The organism is Bradyrhizobium sp. B117 (assembly GCF_038969555.1).
Classification (GTDB): domain Bacteria; phylum Pseudomonadota; class Alphaproteobacteria; order Rhizobiales; family Xanthobacteraceae; genus Bradyrhizobium.
Map to the genome: position 1 here is coordinate 8,745,039 of NZ_CP152414.1, position 17,310 is coordinate 8,762,348.

14 protein-coding genes and 1 pseudogene are annotated in these 17,310 nt (G+C 59.6%); 1 reads left to right on the forward strand and 14 read right to left on the reverse strand.

The window, feature by feature from the left end:
• The 14 genes and pseudogenes from hypF to AAFG16_RS41705 all read right to left on the reverse strand — a co-directional run bounded on the left by hypF (position 1) and on the right by AAFG16_RS41705 (position 14,729).
• Positions 1-2,256 (reverse strand): carbamoyltransferase HypF, encoded by a 2,256-nt coding sequence (gene hypF, locus AAFG16_RS41640; protein WP_342734661.1) that lies wholly within the window; start codon positions 2,254-2,256, stop codon positions 1-3.
• Positions 2,253-3,209, reverse strand: coding sequence for a hydrogenase nickel incorporation protein HypB (hypB, locus tag AAFG16_RS41645; RefSeq protein WP_342734664.1), 957 nt, complete (start codon positions 3,207-3,209; stop codon positions 2,253-2,255). The genes hypF and hypB overlap by 4 nt, the downstream gene beginning before the upstream one ends.
• Positions 3,209-3,550 (reverse strand): hydrogenase maturation nickel metallochaperone HypA, encoded by a 342-nt coding sequence (hypA, locus tag AAFG16_RS41650; protein ID WP_092216236.1) that lies wholly within the window; start codon positions 3,548-3,550, stop codon positions 3,209-3,211. The genes hypB and hypA overlap by 1 nt, the downstream gene beginning before the upstream one ends.
• Positions 3,543-4,637 (reverse strand): hypothetical protein, encoded by a 1,095-nt coding sequence (locus AAFG16_RS41655; RefSeq protein WP_342734667.1) that lies wholly within the window; start codon positions 4,635-4,637, stop codon positions 3,543-3,545. The genes hypA and AAFG16_RS41655 overlap by 8 nt, the downstream gene beginning before the upstream one ends.
• Before the next feature lie 100 nt (positions 4,638-4,737).
• Entirely contained in the window at positions 4,738-5,601 is an 864-nt protein-coding gene (locus tag AAFG16_RS41660) for a hydrogenase expression/formation protein (protein WP_271609080.1), read from the reverse strand.
• A 597-nt stretch (positions 5,602-6,198) separates the two neighbouring features.
• Positions 6,199-6,489, reverse strand: coding sequence for a HypC/HybG/HupF family hydrogenase formation chaperone (locus AAFG16_RS41665; protein ID WP_027557843.1), 291 nt, complete (start codon positions 6,487-6,489; stop codon positions 6,199-6,201).
• 16 nt (positions 6,490-6,505) lie between these two features.
• Entirely contained in the window at positions 6,506-7,087 is a 582-nt protein-coding gene (locus AAFG16_RS41670) for a HyaD/HybD family hydrogenase maturation endopeptidase (protein WP_271609081.1), read from the reverse strand.
• An 11-nt stretch (positions 7,088-7,098) separates the two neighbouring features.
• A pseudogene (gene cybH / locus AAFG16_RS41675) lies at positions 7,099-7,808 on the reverse strand (Ni/Fe-hydrogenase, b-type cytochrome subunit).
• 4 nt (positions 7,809-7,812) lie between these two features.
• Complete coding sequence (locus AAFG16_RS41680; protein ID WP_342734670.1) at positions 7,813-9,597, reverse strand: nickel-dependent hydrogenase large subunit; 1,785 nt, start codon at positions 9,595-9,597, stop codon at positions 7,813-7,815.
• Positions 9,598-9,610: 13 nt separating this feature from the next.
• A complete protein-coding gene (locus AAFG16_RS41685) occupies positions 9,611-10,711 on the reverse strand; it encodes a hydrogenase small subunit (RefSeq protein WP_342734672.1) in 1,101 nt (366 codons plus the stop codon).
• Positions 10,712-11,059: 348 nt separating this feature from the next.
• Complete coding sequence (locus tag AAFG16_RS41690; protein ID WP_271609084.1) at positions 11,060-12,253, reverse strand: DUF418 domain-containing protein; 1,194 nt, start codon at positions 12,251-12,253, stop codon at positions 11,060-11,062.
• Positions 12,254-12,943: 690 nt separating this feature from the next.
• Positions 12,944-13,150: a sensor histidine kinase gene (locus AAFG16_RS41695; RefSeq protein ID WP_092216228.1), complete on the reverse strand. Its 207-nt coding sequence runs from the start codon at positions 13,148-13,150 to the stop codon at positions 12,944-12,946.
• Positions 13,151-13,228: 78 nt separating this feature from the next.
• Complete coding sequence (locus AAFG16_RS41700) at positions 13,229-13,918, reverse strand: molybdenum ABC transporter permease (protein ID WP_194394374.1); 690 nt, start codon at positions 13,916-13,918, stop codon at positions 13,229-13,231.
• Between the two features lie 613 nt (positions 13,919-14,531).
• Positions 14,532-14,729 (reverse strand): hypothetical protein, encoded by a 198-nt coding sequence (locus tag AAFG16_RS41705; protein WP_194389725.1) that lies wholly within the window; start codon positions 14,727-14,729, stop codon positions 14,532-14,534.
• Positions 14,730-15,084: 355 nt separating this feature from the next.
• On the opposite strand from AAFG16_RS41705, the gene dctA reads away from it, so the two are divergent.
• Positions 15,085-16,395, forward strand: a complete 1,311-nt coding sequence (gene dctA / locus AAFG16_RS41710) for a C4-dicarboxylate transporter DctA (protein ID WP_092216227.1) — start codon at positions 15,085-15,087, stop codon at positions 16,393-16,395.
• Positions 16,396-17,310: the final 915 nt, after the last annotated feature.

The window sequence follows — 17,310 nt, forward strand, 5'->3', positions numbered from 1 at the left end:
TCAGGCTGATCCTCCCCTGGCGGACGACTGTTGAGCTATCTGCAGAGCGGCAATCCAGGCCTGGCCAAGGCTCAAACCGCCATCATTGGGCGGCACCCGCCGTGGCACGAGCGGGATAAGGCCGGCAGCGCTGCAACCGCGCGGGATTTCATCCGCCAGCGCCGCGTTCAGGAAGCAGCCACCGCTCAGAACGACCGTGTTAACGCCAATTGTCCGCGCAGACCGCGCGACCCAGTCAACGCAGGCGGCGGCGAAAGTGCCATGAAACAGGCCGGCTCCGCCCACCGCGTCAATGTCATCTGCAATCAACCGCGCAAACAGCGGGCGAAGCGACAGCACGCCACCATCGATCGTCCAGCCGGCTTCGAGAATCGCAGTCCGCCGCACCAGCGCCTCGAGCTTCATCGCCGCTTCGCCCTCATAGCTCTGCAAACTCGCAATCCCCAGCAGCGCCGCTGCGGCGTCGAACAATCGGCCCGCACTGGTCGTGGTGGCCCCGCCCGGCTGTTCGAGCAACGCCGACATACATCCAGCCTGCCGTTGTGCCGCAAAGCGCAGCCCGATTTCGTTACCCCGACCGAGTCCGTGTAATACTGCGCTGGCCATCCGCCACGGCTCGCGGGCTGCACGATCTCCACCGGGCATTTGCAGGGGCGCTAAGTGCCCGATGCGTTGGCACCCCGCCCCTTCGCACAACAATAGCTCGCCACCCCAGTTACCGCCCTCGGAGCCAAGGCCATGGCCATCCAGCACCAGGGCAAGCGCAGGTCCCGCATGACCGTGCTCGGCGATCACTGCGGCAGCGTGTGCGTGGTGATGCTGGACAGCGACCAGCGCGCGGCCATTGGCTTCCGCAAACCGGGTAGAAGCCATATCAGGATGCAGATCATGGGCCATGGCGACAGGCTCTACATCAAGGCTCGATGTAAGGTGTCGGATCGTCTCCTCGAACGCGCGGATGCCTTCGGCCGTATCCAGATCGCCAATATGCTGGGAGACGAACGCTTGGTTGTCCCGCGTGATGGTGACGGTCGATTTCAGTGCGCCGCCGACGGCGAGCACGGACGGCACCGACTTCGCAAGCCTGATCGGTTCGGGAACATAGCCACGGGCACGACGAATGAATCGCGGCCGGCCAGCCACCACCGAGACCACGGAGTCATCAGCACGTGTCACTATATCGCGATCATGGGTCACGATAAGGTCGGAGATCCCCTTGAGCCGCCGCAGCGCCTGCGCGTTGTCGATCAGGAGCGGTTCGCCGCAAAGGTTGGCGCTGGTGGCGACGATGATCGGGCTGGTCCGCGCACATGCCCCTGCCGAGCGAAGCGCATGAAGGATGAGGTGATGCAGCGGCGCTACAGGCAGCATGACACCCACGCGCGATAAGCCCGGAGCTATGGCGGGCGCCAAATTGTTGCGCGAACACAGAAGGACGATGGGGCGTGCTACGGATTCGAGCAGCGCAAGCTCGGGCGCATTCGCCTCCGCGATGTCGCTGACCCGCTCTATGGAATCGACCATAACCGCGAACGGCTTCTGAAGGCGCTGCTTTCTCCTGCGCAAACGCTGCACGGCATCCTGGTTACGCGCGTCGCAAAGAAGCTGGTATCCTCCGAGCCCCTTGATCGCCACGATTTGTCCGCCCGCGATTGCCGCGGCAATGGCGCTGATCCCATGGCTGAGCCGAGGCCCGCATGTCGGACACGCGATCGCCTCCGCATGGAACCTGCGGCTCGCCGGATCGGCATATTCGGCCGCGCAGGCAGCGCATAGCCTAAAAGCCCGCATCACGGTGTTGCGGCGGTCGTACGGAAGCCGTTCGGCGATGGTGTGCCGTGGGCCGCAATGGCAGCAACTGACGAAGGGGTAAAGGTAATGCCGACTTTCTGGATCGAACAGCTCGCTGAGGCATTGCTGGCAGGCAGCAGCATCAGCGACGATCTGAGTTGACAATTTGCCGGCTTCGCTGGTGCCGATCGAAAATTCTTTCGCCTCCTGCGCCGCCGTCTCCTGAACGCAGATGTGGTCGATGCGTGCCAATGGAGGTACCTCGAGCGGCAACGTTGCTACAAAGTCCGACGCACGGTTGCCCTCGACCTCGATCGTAACGCCCTCGGGGCCATTGATGACAAACCCAGCCAATCCGTAGCGCACGGCGAGTCTATAGACGTAAGGACGAAAGCCGACCCCTTGCACGGCCCCAGCCACGCGCACGCGCAGTCGCGTTCGGTCGCAGGTGGTTGCGGCGCTCATCGCCTTATGTCCTCTACGGCGCGCCTTTGATGCCATGCCCGTCTATCGATCCAGGCGTAGACCGCACCAAGACCCTCGCCCGTACGAGCCGAAACTAAAAGCACCTCGATGTTTGGATTGACTCTTCTGGCGTATTCGATCGTCTTGCCGAAATCGAACTCAAGCAGCGGGGCCAGATCAATCTTGTTGATCACCATGAGCGAAGAAGCTGCAAACATATCAGGATATTTGAGCGGTTTGTCTTCACCTTCGGTAATGGATAGCAGCACGATCTTGCAGGCCTCGCCAAGATCGAATGCTGCGGGACAAATCAGATTACCGACGTTCTCGATGAAGAGAATACCACCCGTGAGCAGTGGCAACTGGCGATAAGCCTCGCCAATCATCACAGCGTCGAGATGGCAACCCTTGCCGGTGTTAACTTGAATGGATGGCACGCCGGCGGCCCGAATGCGTTCGGCGTCGTTCGAGGTGTGCTGGTCGCCCTCGATAACCCCAACCGGCCGGCTGCGCTTGAGCTCAGACGCCGCGCGGACGAGTAGCGTCGTTTTACCTGCACCGGGACTGGATAAAAGATTAAATACAAGCAGGTCATTGGCGAGAAAGAGTGCGCGGTTGTGCGCCGCAATCCCATTATTCTTGCTAAGAATATCGCGCTCGATCTGAATGACCCGCTCTCTGCTCATACCCGCCACCTTCAAGCCAGCCGGCCCGGCACCGCTCAGAAGCGCCTGCCCACCATGAGCCTGGTGATGGGCAGAGCGAGGATTGCGACTATGACTATCGCCAGCATGGTTCGAACGCTGCCGCCCTTGGTCGTCATGCGGACGGGCACAATGGCGATCGCAATCGCCCTGCATATGGGCATCGTATCCCTCATGGCGCTCCGCATCATGCACCTTGGCGCGTTTGGTCGACGGCGTCCCTTCGGTGCAGCCGCAAACGGTACACATCAATCGATCTCCAGCTCTTTCACGCGCATCTGTTCGCCCGCGGTTACCTGCAACTGATAGCTGCCGCAGCAAGGACAGCATTCACCGCGTCGCGCAATCTCGACGCTCTTCGAACAGCTCATGCACCAGGCAACGCCTGGCAGTTCGACGATATTAAGGACTGCCCCCTCGGCGGCCGTCCTCGTTGCAACGACAGCAAAGCAGAACCTGAGCGCTTCAGGCGCGGCATGGGTAAGCGCTCCCATCTCTAGACAGACGCTCCGCACCCGCGAGAACGATCGCCGACGTACCTCCTCCTCGACGATTTGAATGATGCCGAGACAAATCGCCATTTCATGCATCGCCAACTTCGCGAAAATTGAGGGTGAACCCGACGCACGGATCGAGCGATGCGATCACCGCATCGACTGCATCCCGACGTCGTCCAGCCGTCAGCACCGCTCCCTGCAGGCTGCGGGCAAGCGGTCCGCACGGGTGGAAGTTCCACTCCGTCGGCGCAAGGAATTCGAAGCGGGATATCCGGCCTTGAGGATCGAGCTCAACCGCCTGGTAGAGACGGCCCCTGGCGCATTCGACCGCGGCCGCCGCACGGCCGGGCCCTAACTTGTATCTTTCGATAATCCCGTGCTCTGCCGAGTCAATCTGAGCACCGGCCTTGAGCCAGGCACATAACCGGAGCGTTTCAGCAATTCTGGCCCTCAGCCGCTCGGCCGCACCGGAAGGGCTGTGCGAGAGTCGATCACGCGTCATTTGGCGCGCCCATGGACCCGTCTCGGGCACGTTTCCGTCAAGATCCGGACAATAGCAAAACCTCGCGCCATCCACGAGCAGCCGCGTAACGATGTTGAGGTCGTCAGCAACGGACAGGAACGAGTGCTCCGCCGGAATTCGCTTAACGTCGATCTCATCAAGCGCTGCAATGCGAAGCGCCAATGGGCTACCGGACCTCACCGCGCCCCGCTCATTCGTCATGCCGAGCGCGTTCAGCGCAGCCACGATCCGCGCTGTTGCTTCGCATTGAGCGGAGTGCCGGGGTGAGTGTGCGCTGCCGAGAAGCGCTGATATTGCCCGCATCAGGGAGCGAATTGCCGCCGCACTGGCGATGTCTTGCGTAAGATGTCCGACAAACAGGGCCCGTAGCAAATCCGCGATGCGCTCGATAACGATAAGCGTAATACGACGCTGTTTTGTTGTACGAGTGATCACTTCGTCCCGCGCCGTCTCGACCGCGGACAGCAGTGCAGTTTGCTGTGCAGCGGCACACAATGCGAACAGCCGCGGCAGCACCTTGAGCAGCGACGAGACTTGCTTGCCAGCAAACAGCCGTGCCAGCGGCGGCCTGACTCGCGGAAGGATCTCGATCGCGGCGACTACGTCGGCAGCTAGCGATACGGTGACATCGATTTTGTTGCCGGCAGCGAGGCTCATGCGCACCGCTCCACCAACATCCTGGGCGAGGTATGCCGGCGGTCGCCGCGCCCGCTCCGTCTATGGGATCCCTCCAGAAGGCGAACCTTCTCCAAGCTTTTCATGTGAAGTACGCCTCAATAATTTCCTGCATGCGCTCGGCAGAGTCCTGCAAATCCTCGTCGGCGGCCAACGCTAGCATCGGCACGCCGCCGACCTCCAACGTATCAAGGATGATATTGTCCGTAGAATTGAAGAACTGGACTGACCAGACGTTCCTGATCCCGGTCGCCTGCACTCGGCATGTGCTGTAGCCGCGGAAGATGAGTTGGACCGGACCATTCCCCAGGCTTTGCTGGAGGAATGCCAGGTCGATAACGCTCATCGGCAGCAAGGTGAGATTGATGACATGCGCGCGCATTCCAAAGCGCCAGACGCGGGCCCGTTCGCGTATTTCGGCGAGGACCGGTTGCACGTTCATCGCGCCGTCGGGCGCGGGGCCGATCGCAAGGTCGGCGGAGGTCAGGTCAGTTGCGGCGCGCCGGACAATCTGCGGGATCGCTCCGACCTCAAGATATTCGCGCGCCGGCTCGCTTCCGATGAGCACGCGCCAAATTCCTGCAAGCACGGACTCACGGATTTGCGCCAAAGAGCCATCTGGCAGCGCAACCACCCCAGCGACCTCACCGGCTCCGAGCACTTCGCCTATCAGCTTGCGCTCGGGATCGCTGAGATTCGCGAGTCCGTACAGTTGTGTCCGAGCGCCGCTCTTCTGTCTGCCAACGGCAGCGGCGGCATTTGATAATAGCGCGGTGGCATTCGGATAGGCCCTTGCAAGCTCGTCGCCGTCGCGCCAAGCGCGCTTGGCGAGCGCACTCGCACTCGTTAACCCGCTGTAGAGTACATCGAGACTTCCAGAGCCGGTGGCAAGGTCATTCGCCGCCCCGTAGGCGACGTCGGATACAACGCGGATCGCTGTTTTCATAATGCGATGTTCCGTTGGCTGCATCGTGAGGCAATGCACTTGCCGACACAAGCGCTGCCGGCGTGTGGCCGGACCCTCGGTACCGAAACGCGATCCATCGCGACGAAACGGACCGGTCTCCTACCGATCAGGCGGAGTGTATCGTACCGTCGGGTGAGGATCGGCGTCGACGGGCCTCGCGGGTCGAGCCACTCAACCAGTTCGCCACTTACGGCGCGCGCAGGCACTGCCCCTTGCCTGCGCCGCCGAAACGTCTTGACCATCTCAGAAAGTAAGAATGCGACCTGGATGATGCGGAGCAAATATGTGGGATCAGCCGCCGGCAGCGGCATCACGGCCGCTTTCACGGGAGCATGCGCGACCAGGCGCGTATCGACGCTGACGCGCTCGGCGTCGGACGGAGCGGGCCGCGCCAGACCATGCTGCGCCGGCTGCAACTTCATCACACGCCTTTCTGATACTGTTCGGTTCTGCTAGGAGGGTAATAGCAAGGCGCGTGCCAATCAGAAGCGCCTGACTTTTTCCATGCCGAGGTTACGTGCGACTGGAATTCGATTTGTGAGCAAGCGTGATCGGCGCAACTGGCGAGCGGAACTGCTAGCGTAGGTGCTCGGGCAATTGCGGCTCATGACCGATCAAGTCCGCAAAGAAGCGATCGCAGTCCTGGCCGTTGAGGGTGGCCTCAAGTCCTTCAAGTGCTTCCGAGATCAGCCTTGCTTCATTTTCATCCAAAAGCCGCACCGCGGTATCGATATGAACGAGCACCTTGGCGCCGGCCGAGGCGTCGGAGAGCAGCATGACCGAGACGCGCCGCTGTTCATTGCCATACTTGCAGAGCGCCACGATGCCGTCGGTCTCGACAATCGTCATTGGCAGGCCAAGGCACATGGTCAGTCGCGGGCCGCTAGATCGGCTGCGCCCCCATCTCATAGTTTGCACGGTCGATATTGTTTGCCAACAGCCGTTCTGATGCAGGCAGCGGCGCGGTCCGCGGCTTTGCCGGCGAGCCCCACTGCACCAGGAGTTTGCAAGCCAGTTTAATCGCAGGCGCAATCTGGAGGCGTACCGGGGTGGTCAGCGGACCGCCCCAATGCTCCAGGTTCATCGGCTGACAGCCGATGAGAGCGAGCTCTCGCGGGCGACGGCCAAGCAGATCGGCCGCACTCAAGACCTCCTGAAAGCCGGTCTGATGTAGGCTTACCTTCTTGACGGCGGTAAATTTTGGCACTTCGTCATCTCGCACCAGCTTCAACTGCCCGGGCAGCAATCCATAGTCGACGGCATCGAACACGATCAGGCAATCGGCCTGCTCCAGAAAACTGACGAGGTAGAGTCCCTGTGTGCCGCCATCGAGGACCGTTACGTTGTCATCGATCACGTAGTGCCGGTGAAACTCCTCGACCGCCCGCACGCCGAATCCCTCATCGGCCCACAGGATATTGCCGATGCCGAGCACCAGGATCCTTTTCTTGTTTTCCGGTTGCATCCGCTTTCCAGTCAATCGCGAAACCCACACTCACCCGATATTACAGAAGCGATGCTGCGGCGCGACATTAGTCTTCCCGGACGGCCGCGTAGATGTGGACCAGCGCAAAGGTCACGATCACCCACAGGCCGAGATGATGCCAGGTATGGACGTCCTGACTGTTCGGCCAAATTGAAAATACCCAGCCGAATAGCGTGTACTGCCAACTGTCAGTGCCGGCACCTTGCCCATAAAGTGCAAAGCCTGTGACGACCATGAACGTAATTGTCTGCGTAAACATGAAGAACATCGCGAGCTGAGCAAGACGGTTGTGCCCGACGAGCCTCCCGGGCTCAACTGTCAGGAACGCATACCGGCGAATCTCGTGGTACACTTCGCGCCAAAAGCACTTGCGCCAGAGCGGCACCCAAAAGATCTGCACGGCATACGCGTTTCCGACTAACGCCCAGTAGATCCGCAGAAGAAAGCCGATACTGAGCACATATCCCGCCGAGAGATGAGCAAAGCGGATATAGCCGAACAGGAAATTGCCGCTTGCCTCTCCCGACATTGCCGGTGTCCCGGTTCCAATGACATAGCCACTTAAACTCAGCATCAGAATGGCCGCAGCATTAACGCAATGCCACAGTCGCACCGGCGCGTAAGCGATGGCAGCGCCGATGCTGCCTTCAGTGGGTTCCGCATCGACGGCGGCAATGAGCTTCCGAGCTCTGTCCAGCATGTCGTTAACGAACATTCACTGAGGCCATTTCCTGGCCGTCAGGACTCATCACGTGGGTCGAACAAGCCAAGCACGGATCAAAGGAATGGATCGTGCGCAAGATCTCCAGGGGCCGCTGCGGATCGACCATCGGGGTACCGATCAGGGCGGCTTCAAAAGCGCCAATATTGCCCTTGTGATCGCGAGGAGATCCGTTCCACGTCGTCGGCACGACACATTGATAATTGTCGATCTTGGCGCCCTTGATCTTGATCCAATGCCCAAGCGCGCCGCGTGGGGCCTCACTGAACCCGTAACCCTTAGCCTCCTTGTGCCAGCTTTCCGGCTTCCACTTGCTGACGTCGGCAGTTGCCGTATTGCCTGCCTTGATGTGGATTACCAACTTATCCTGGAAATAACGCATCTGATGCGCCGCCCACTGGCATTCGAGCGCCCGCGCCGCAGTACGGCCAAGCGTCGAGAACAGCGCAGTCAGGGGAAGATTGAGCCCCTTGAGTAGTCTCTCGGCCGGCTCCTTGAACTCGGCTTTGCCTTGCGCATAACCGATGATGTATCGCGCCAACGGCCCGACCTCCACGGCCTGGCCGCGCCAGCGCGGCGCTTTGATCCAGGAATACTTGCCGCCTTCGTCGAGTTCCTTGATATCTGTCTTGCTGCCTTTGAGTTTTGGCCCAAGTTCAAAAGACGGCTCGGTGATACCGTCCCAGGGATGCAGTCCACAACGATCACTGGGGTATCTATACCATGAATGCGCGACGAATTCCTGGATCTGCTCGGGATCACCATGGTCGATCGGAAGGATCTCCTTGAGATTGCCACCAAGAATGACCCCGCGCGGCAGCTTGAAACAGGAAGAGTCATTTGCGTTTTCGGGGATATCGCCATAGGACATCACGCTCTTGCTCGAAAGTCCGCCGCCATGGAGCCAGTCCTTATAGAACGAGCAGATCGCGACAATGTCGGGCAGGTAGACCTGCTCGACAAACTCGATCGAACGGTCGATGATCGAGGAGACGATGTTCAGTCGCTCCATATTGATTGCACCCACCGCACCAGTTCCGTCGATGTTGATCGCGCAGGGCACGCCGCCGACCAGCCAGTTCGGATGCGGGTTCTTGCCACCATAGATGGCTTGGATCTTGACGATCTCCTTCTGGAAGTCCAGCGCTTCCAGATAATGCGCTACAGCCATCAAGTTCGCTTCCGGTGGCAGCTTGTAGGCCGGATGCCCCCAATAGCCATTCTTGAACGGACCGAGCTGCCCTGATCCGAAAAATTTGGTGAGCCGGATCTGCAAATCCCTAAAGTAGCCAGGGGACGACAGCGGCCAGGGCGAGATAGACTGCGCGAGCGCCGAGGTGGACTTGGGATCGGCCTTGAGCGCGGAGACCACGTCAACCCAATCCAACGCGTGCAGGTGATAGAAATGTACGAGGTGATCATGCACGAGCAGACACAGCTGCATGATGTTGCGGATCGAATTGGCATTCTCCGGAATGGCAATTCCTAGTGCATTTTCAACCGCGCGCACGGAGGTGAGCGCATGGGTGCCGGTGCAGACCCCGCAAATCCGCTCGGTGAACGCCCAGGCGTCGCGCGGATCGCGTCCGCGCAGGATGACTTCGATGCCACGCCACATCGTCCCGCTTGAGACCGCATTGCGGATCACATTGTCCGAATCGAGATTGGCTTCGACACGCAGGTGGCCTTCGATCCGCGTCAGCGGGTCGATGACGATTCGCCTGCCTGAACGATCGAGATTGAACCCATTCGGTGTCTGGACGGCCAACGTCGCCCCCTCCTCAACTCAGTTTACCTTTGGGGGCTGCGCGATCCGACTTGTGGGTCAACCGCTTCACTGCGGTGACCGCCGCATGGGCAGCGACCGTTAGCCCAACTACGCCAGCAGCGGCCATGCCGATCTGGTCGGCGTTCTCCTCGATGCCGAACTGCTTGATGGTTGTGAGACGGTCGTAAAAAGACCCATTATCCCAGAAGCCGTCTTCGGAACAGCCGAAGCAGCCGTGCCCGGATTGAATCGGAAATGAGACGCCGCCGTTCCACCGAATGGCCGAACAGGCATTGTAGGTGGTTGGCCCTTTGCAGCCCATCTTGTACAGGCAATAGCCCTTGCGCGCGTACTTATCGTCCCACTCTTCGACGAATTGGCCAGCGTCGAAATGGGAACGCCGATAGCACTTGTCGTGAATGCGCTCGGAATAGAACATATTTGGACGCCCTCGGCGATCGAGCTCCGGAAGCTTTCCGAACGTGGTGATGAAAGTCACGAGGCCACTCATGACCTCTGCGATAGGCGGGCACCCGGGCACCATAATGATCGGCTTGTTGGTGATCACCTTATCGATCGACGCCGCGCCAGTCGGATTGGGCTTGGCCGCGTGCACGCATCCCCATGACGCACACGTGCCCCAAGCGATGATCGCCATGGCCTCTTCCGCCATGCACCTGAGCTTTTCAACGAACGGCTTGCCGCCGTCAATGCAGAACATGCCCCCCTCGTTCAGCGGTGGATTGCCTTCGACGGCGAGCACATACCTGCCTTTGTACTTGGCACGAGTTTCCTCCAGGATGGCTTCGGCCTGGTGTCCCGCCGCCGCCATGATCGTATCGTCATAGTCGAGCGAAATCATCGAGAGCAGCGCGTCCTTGATCAAGGGATGGGCCGAGCGGATAAAGCTTTCCGAGCAGCAGGTACATTCGAGCCCGTGCAGCCAGATGACGGGCACACGTGGTTTGGTCTCCAAGGCGTTGGCAATACTGCTTGCGGCGAGCGGACCAAGTCCCAAGCTCGCGGCAGTCAAAGTGCAGAATTTGTGAAAACTACGACGCGTCATACCTTGGCGTCTGATCACGCTGTAGAACGTTTCCGTTGGACCACCCATAAAGCCTTCCGTGTGAGTGTCGTCGGCCGTAACGAATTACTGACGTTCAGCAAGAAACAAGCCAGCGAAGCGAAACACTTGACTGATACCAAGTCACCGCTTCAGCACTGCGGACTGTCGAAAGCAGCGAGCCACAGGCTGCGCCATTGATCTTTCATGCAAACGGTGTCCGGTTTTGGACGTTCATGTGAGCACTTCTACAGAGCAGCAATATAGTTCATCACTGCATGGCGACTACGTCATGCTCGCTTTGACACCTCCGGAGGTCGCTGAAGGCACAAAATCAGCCGTACCCGCTTGGGCGGCTTCCACTTGAAGCAGAACGCAGCTTGGGTATCGGGGCCCGCATCAAACTGCTATAGTCGCGCGCATGATGGCTGAATTGACCGTTGCCCGGATCGGCTGCGGTACCCCATACATGCACGAGCGCCAGAGCCACTCGACCGGACCGAACCGATAGCGGCGCAGCCACCAAGCGCTGAACACCACCTGCGTGACATACACGAAAATGCCGATCGCCAGTGTCGCGGTCACGCCGAGGCGGCCAAATTGGCCTAGACCATAGCCGTAGAAGATCCAGCCGCAGATCACAGATTGCGCCAGATAATTGGTGAACGCCATGCGGCCAAGCGGCGCGGCCCAGCCGAGCATTCTCCGCCCGCCCGGGAGGTTCACAGCGGCGATGACTGCGGCGGCATAACCCAGGGACATTACGACAACGCCCAGCTCTTCCACCAGAAAGCGCGCGCGACCGAGCGACGGCCAATCGAAGAACTCTTGTCGTGCTGCCGAGAGACTCAATCCGCCGCCGAGAAGAATGGCGGAGGTTGCGATGACGAACAGCAGGCGCCGGTTCGCCGAAGCCCGACGCAAAACTCCGCTGCGCCACGTAAGGGCGCCGATGAGGAACAGCGCGACAGTGCGCGGAAACACCATGACGTGCAGCGGAAAAATAGCCGGCACCTCGCGGATCCGAAACGCGAGCACATCGAAAAATCCGCCCGTGCCGTACACACGCGTCGCCTCCGCGGCAAGAGCGGCCATCTCGGCCGCACCCGGCAGCGGCACGATCGGCGATAACAGCGGCATGGTCACGTAGAGCCCCAGGAGCAGCAAGGCTGCACCTGCCATAAGCCACCGCGGGCCGCCGAGGAAGAGCAGCACCACGAAGCCCGCCAGCGCGTATTCGACGAGAATGTCCCCGTTCCAGATTAAATAGAGATGCACCAGGCCAATAGCCAGCAACACCAGCAGCCTGCGCACGAGCAAGATCATGCGCCGTGCATTGCCGGCAAGCCGCTCGAATTGGATCGCAAGGCCAACCCCGAACAGCAGCGAGAGGAGCGAAAACGCCTTCAACTCGACCGTAACCGTCAGCACAGCCGCCACCACCTGGTCGAGCGGCCCCGCCCGCTCCACGTTCGGTAAGAACAGCGCGAAGATCGAGATCCGAAATATGGTCACGATGTTCATCGCGAGCACGCCGAACAGGGCCACGCCCCGCAGCACGTCAATCGCGTCGAGCCGCTCCGACGGGCTCATAGGCTTTCTTGACGCGTCACTCGCCGGCGCAGGTTGCGAGCCTATGCTTCCGCCGGTCATTGCAGGATTCCCCCCATTTGCGATGGAGAGATTTAGAATGCCGCCTCGTACCGCGTCAAACTACCAGAATTGGGCAAAGTCTCACATTGCGCTCGATGTGAGTTCGGGGTTTTGTCGGATCTAGCCGATGTGGTCCGGATGGGAGGCAAGGTCCGGTTGAGGTTCAAGGCTCCCCTCGACAGCCAGCATGCCCTTGGTCGGGTCATCTCTCGGACGAGGACATCGCCGCGCTCTGAGTTAAGGTCAGCCACGCGTCACAAGCTGACATGCGCGACCGAGAGAGGCGAGCAACTAAGGGGGCACTGCGCTCAATTATCTTCTTGGCAAGGCCACCTGATGTAGCGGATCGGTCAGGTCGAGCTGAACGAAGAGACAGGTAAAAAAAGCCGTAGCTTCAGGTGATTGCTTCTGTCAGCTTAGCTCCCAAGTTTCGGGCATAGGTCGTAAAATGAACCTCCAGGCCAGATGTTTTCGTTGGCCAACTTGGTAATTCCTCCGAAGTCATGCGCAAGAAGTATCTCGATCATGTGACTGCCGAAACCCCTCCTGGTCGTTGGGCCGCCGGTTTCCCGCCAAGAGAAGCAGAACTCCTCCCCCTCGAAAGCCCAACCGATAAGAACATAGCCTTCATCACAGGAAAGGACCCCATGCTTCACCAGCGTTCGTCGCGAACTCGTGGATCGCCATCGCAAGGGACAGAGCCTGCTTTGACTTCAGCTCCACTGCTGGACCCGACAACCTTAAGCGATCGGCGCTCGAACCGTACGGTGCGAGGAGCGGAGTGCACTGAATTGAGCCGATTCCAGCAGCCGCCGCGGCCATAACAAACTTGTTCATTGTAGCCTCGCAAGGATTGATGGATCTGGCTTGCAATACTGCTGCTCGGTCGTGATCGGATATGTCCGACCCGCTAACCTAAGACCGTTCGGTGCCTCTCCTGGCATAGTGTCGGTCGATGAGGGCTAAGGTGGAGATTGCCGCAAAGGCGAACATCACCATACCGCCGGCAACTACACTCGCCTCGCGCCAGCGCGATGCTTGGACGTAGTCTACGACGTAGGCTGACAAAACCTTGGTGCGCCCAGGAATGTTGCCGCCGATCATCATCACGACGCCGAATGTGCCGATCGTATGAGAAAAGCCAACCACGGCGGCTTTAACAACCTCCAATCGCGCCAGCGGCCCCCTGATGGTAATGAAGGCATACAACGACGAAACGCGCCCCGTAGTTTCCAAGCGGCGATCTCCTATCCCAACAAAGGCGTTACGGATCGGCTGCACCACCAACGGCAACGCCGAGAGGACCGATCCGATCACAATTCCTGCGAAGGTAAAAGCGAGCGTGCGCTCGCCCCACAAAGTGGCGAGAACGCCACCCGGCCCGTTTGGGCCGAGCAACACGAGTAAGCAAAAGCCGAGAGCTGTCGGCGGTAGCACCAGCGGCAGGGCAATCATCGTCGTCACCGCCTCACTCAAAAGAGTCTTTGAGCGCGCTAGCCACCAAGCGAGGGGCACACCAATCACGAGGAGGATCACGGTCGTTACGGCGGCTAGCTCAATCGTGAGCGCAACAGATTGCGCAATCTCTGCCGAAAAGACATCCATGTGCGTCAGCCCAAAAGTGAAAGCAGGTCGTCTTACGGTTCCAGTGATCGCCTGCACGTCCGGCTCGCCCAGGCATGTGGCGCGGGTCGCCTTTTAGTCGCGCCGCGCTTCATGGCGGCCGCCACATTTACGCGCGTCGTTTCTACGAGCAAGAGCAGCGTCGCAGGTCTCATCGACAACTCCTGTAACAGGGCCGCCTCCATCCAGGTGACGGCGGCACCTCCTCGTTTGAAATCAGCAATTCCTGTGCCGCGTGCAAACGGCGCGGCGCGCTATGCGCGACATGGGAGAAATTCGCATAGACGTCGACGTCGCCGTGGCGCGGAACTAACGCTATGTCAGATTTCTGGCATCTCTGTTGCCGAGCAGACAGGCACGGTCAAGCAACGGAACGGCAGAATTTGATGCGGCCAGAGATGCCTAGGTAGTTTGTCGGTAGCTCAAACACCGTCCTCGTTGGGCCGATAATAAAACGGATCCAGGAGGCCTGCCCCTTGGCAGCAACGCGAACGATCTAGCTGAGTAATCATCGTAACGCTGCTTCTGCGACGCGGCAGAAGGCGCGGGCCGAGAGCGAAGGCGGAATCACGACCAACCTGCCTAATGCGCATCGTTAGCGCAGGCTGGAGACAAATGCCCCGTGCACGACGAGCTTTGCCGCTAGCGACAAGGCAGTGCATCGATTCAAGATATTGTCACGCAATCGAGCTCCTAAAAGGCTTCCATCTCGTGGATGAGTGCGATCCAAACTATCAATTTTACCGATCTCATCTACTGTTGCATCCATCAGCAGTTGGCGCATATCGATCACGCTCGGGCTTCTATCCCGAGACGGGACTCCGCTAATGCGCTCAGCCGATCAAGTTGCGCGTCTCGCTGCGACTTTTTGTTTCGACCTTGCGAACGCGGGCCGAGCACCCAAACCGATACCGCCCGGAGACAGACGGTTTGTCCGAGACTGCTTAATCGGGCGCACTTTTAGCAACTGGTGCATATCTTGCTTAACGAGAAGGGATAACGCAACTAAACGCCTGCCTTTGGAACGACGCGCCGGCTCTCGGAACCGTCTTCAATCGGACACGGCTAAAATGATGAGTCTCGTATGACGCTGTCGTCTCTCAATGACGCGGCGGCTCGCATTCGAGTATATTCGGGAAGGAAGCGTCATGACCACCATGGCAACTGCGGCGCCCGCACGCGCGTCGCAAGCTTGGTATAAGATTCTCTACGTGCAGGTGCTGATCGCGATCTTGATTGGCGCCATGGTCGGTTGCCTATGGCCCTCTGTCGCGACCAACGACTGGGTCAAGGCGCTCGGTGACGGATTTATCAAGCTCATCAAGATGGTGATCGCGCCGATTATTTTCTGCACCGTCACATCTGGTATTGCGCATATTCAGGATGCGAAGAAAGTCGGGCGCGTCGGCGTCAAGGCGCTGGTCTATTTCGAAATCGTCTCCAGTTTTGCCTTGGTATTGGGCCTGCTTATGGGCAATCTGGTCCAAATCGGTCATGGCCTTGCGGTCAAGCCGGACGCGGCGGCGGTCGCCAATTACGTCAAGCAGGCGGAAGCCTCGAAGACCGTCGATTTCTTTCTCAACATCATTCCGGATACCGTAGTCGGCGCCTTCGCCCGCGGCGATGTTCTGCAGGTTCTCCTGTTCGCGATCCTATTCGGCTTTGCACTGATGGCGCTAGGAACCCGCGGGGAGCGACTGCGAGGCATGATTGACGACGTCGCGCACGCGGTGTTCGGCGTGATCGCTATCATCATGAAAGCGGCTCCGATCGGCGCCTTCGCGGCCATGGCCTTCACTATCGGCAAGTTCGGGCCGGCAGCACTCGGCAATTTGATCGGTCTGATCGCGCTGTTTTACGCGACGGCGGCGTTGTTTGTCGTGGTGGTGCTCGGTTTGATCGCGCGCCTCGTCGGCTTTTCAATCTTCAAGTTCATTCTCTATATCAAGGACGAGATTTTGATCGTGCTCGGCACATCGTCCTCTGAAAGCGCGCTGCCGCAATTAATGGAGAAGCTCGAACGGCTGGGCTGCTCCAAGCCCGTGGTCGGCCTGGTGGTGCCAACTGGCTACTCCTTCAACCTCGACGGCACCAATATCTATATGACACTTGCGACATTGTTCATTGCCCAGGCACTCGGGGTCGATCTCACCTTTGGCCAGCAGCTCACGATCCTGCTCGTGGCAATGCTAACGTCGAAGGGAGCAAGCGGCGTCACCGGCGCGGGCTTCATCACGCTCGCTGCGACGTTGTCGGTGGTCAGCCCAGCGCTGGTGCCGGGCATGGCAATCGTATTTTCGATCGACAAGTTCATGAGCGAGGTGCGCGCCCTTACTAACATCACCGGCAATGGCGTCGCCGCCGTGTTCGTATCCTGGTGGGAGGACGAGCTCGAGCACACGACGCTGCAAGCTCGGCTCAACCAGCCCAACGTTTCCACCACTATCGACACACGATGAGATAGGTCCCGGATCCTGACCGCCGCCATTCAAAGACGGGTTGAATGCAAGCGCAGCGACATTTCTCATAGTTTGAATCGAGACAGCCGACTTGACGAGCCGGAACTTTCACGGGCGATCGCCAGTGCGCAGCCCTTGCCCCACCTCGCCCGGGGCCAGCCGCCCTGAAAAGATTCCCGTCGAGCAAAAGAGTCGGGCTTTTTTACCAGTCATTTTCAAGCGCGTCTTTCACCGTAAGCTTCCAGCCATCTGAACGCTTCTGCGACATTTGCCGCGCCCGATATCAGGACTGCGACAGAACGGGTCGGCCTGACAAGCTAGTTCTTGCTCCGCGCACAATCGCATGTGTGCGGTCACTGCGCTTGCCTCGTCCGGCCAACGACGTGGGTAGCGATCCTGCGACGCGACTCACTCCCTTGTTAAGGCCCGCGCTGTCGCATTAGATCAGATGGTGTGTGATCAGCACGGATTAGATGGCACCTTGACAGAGCTGTCGCGGGTCGCAGACGGCTAGGTCGGTTCGGCGTCGCTGCGCGCGCGCTCGGTTCCGGCCAACGCCCCGGAGGCAAGTCCTCCGCACCGAGGCGTGAGGCCGCAGGACATACAAAGCAGTCGCGTAACTTCGCCTTCGTATCTCCGCACATGACCATTGCGTTTTCTTCCGCATGACCGATCGTACCGGCGAGATGAGTGGTTCGGCAGCTTGTCTTTGTTCTTTCCGGTTCGGCCAGGCGCCCCTGATTGTTCCGGCTCAACGTCTTGACTGAACTGCAGCCGCTGTCCTCCTGCGGCTGGTTATCCCGGCTGCAGCCTCGAGCGCCTGCCCGGAGTTATCGGCAACGGAGGAAAGCAGGCACCTGAGCATCGATTGCAGGCGTGTCACCGCGCCATATTGAAAGGTTTAGGACGACTATA

Excerpts from the sequence above, each read along its gene's own strand:
- AAFG16_RS41660 (WP_271609080.1), bottom strand. The coding sequence starts at position 5,601 with ATGAAAACAGCGATCCGCGTTGTATCCGACGTCGCCTACGGGGCGGCG.
- AAFG16_RS41670 (WP_271609081.1), bottom strand. The coding sequence starts at position 7,087 with ATGCAACCGGAAAACAAGAAAAGGATCCTGGTGCTCGGCATCGGCAAT.
- AAFG16_RS41655 (WP_342734667.1), bottom strand. The coding sequence starts at position 4,637 with ATGAGCCTCGCTGCCGGCAACAAAATCGATGTCACCGTATCGCTAGCT.
- hypF (WP_342734661.1), bottom strand. The coding sequence starts at position 2,256 with ATGAGCGCCGCAACCACCTGCGACCGAACGCGACTGCGCGTGCGCGTG.
- hypB (WP_342734664.1), bottom strand. The coding sequence starts at position 3,209 with ATGTGTACCGTTTGCGGCTGCACCGAAGGGACGCCGTCGACCAAACGC.
- AAFG16_RS41665 (WP_027557843.1), bottom strand. The coding sequence starts at position 6,489 with ATGTGCCTTGGCCTGCCAATGACGATTGTCGAGACCGACGGCATCGTG.
- AAFG16_RS41695 (WP_092216228.1), bottom strand. The coding sequence starts at position 13,150 with ATGAACAAGTTTGTTATGGCCGCGGCGGCTGCTGGAATCGGCTCAATT.
- AAFG16_RS41700 (WP_194394374.1), bottom strand. The coding sequence starts at position 13,918 with ATGGATGTCTTTTCGGCAGAGATTGCGCAATCTGTTGCGCTCACGATT.
- AAFG16_RS41690 (WP_271609084.1), bottom strand. The coding sequence starts at position 12,253 with ATGAGCCCGTCGGAGCGGCTCGACGCGATTGACGTGCTGCGGGGCGTG.
- hypA (WP_092216236.1), bottom strand. The coding sequence starts at position 3,550 with ATGCATGAAATGGCGATTTGTCTCGGCATCATTCAAATCGTCGAGGAG.
- dctA (WP_092216227.1), top strand. The coding sequence starts at position 15,085 with ATGACCACCATGGCAACTGCGGCGCCCGCACGCGCGTCGCAAGCTTGG.
- AAFG16_RS41685 (WP_342734672.1), bottom strand. The coding sequence starts at position 10,711 with ATGGGTGGTCCAACGGAAACGTTCTACAGCGTGATCAGACGCCAAGGT.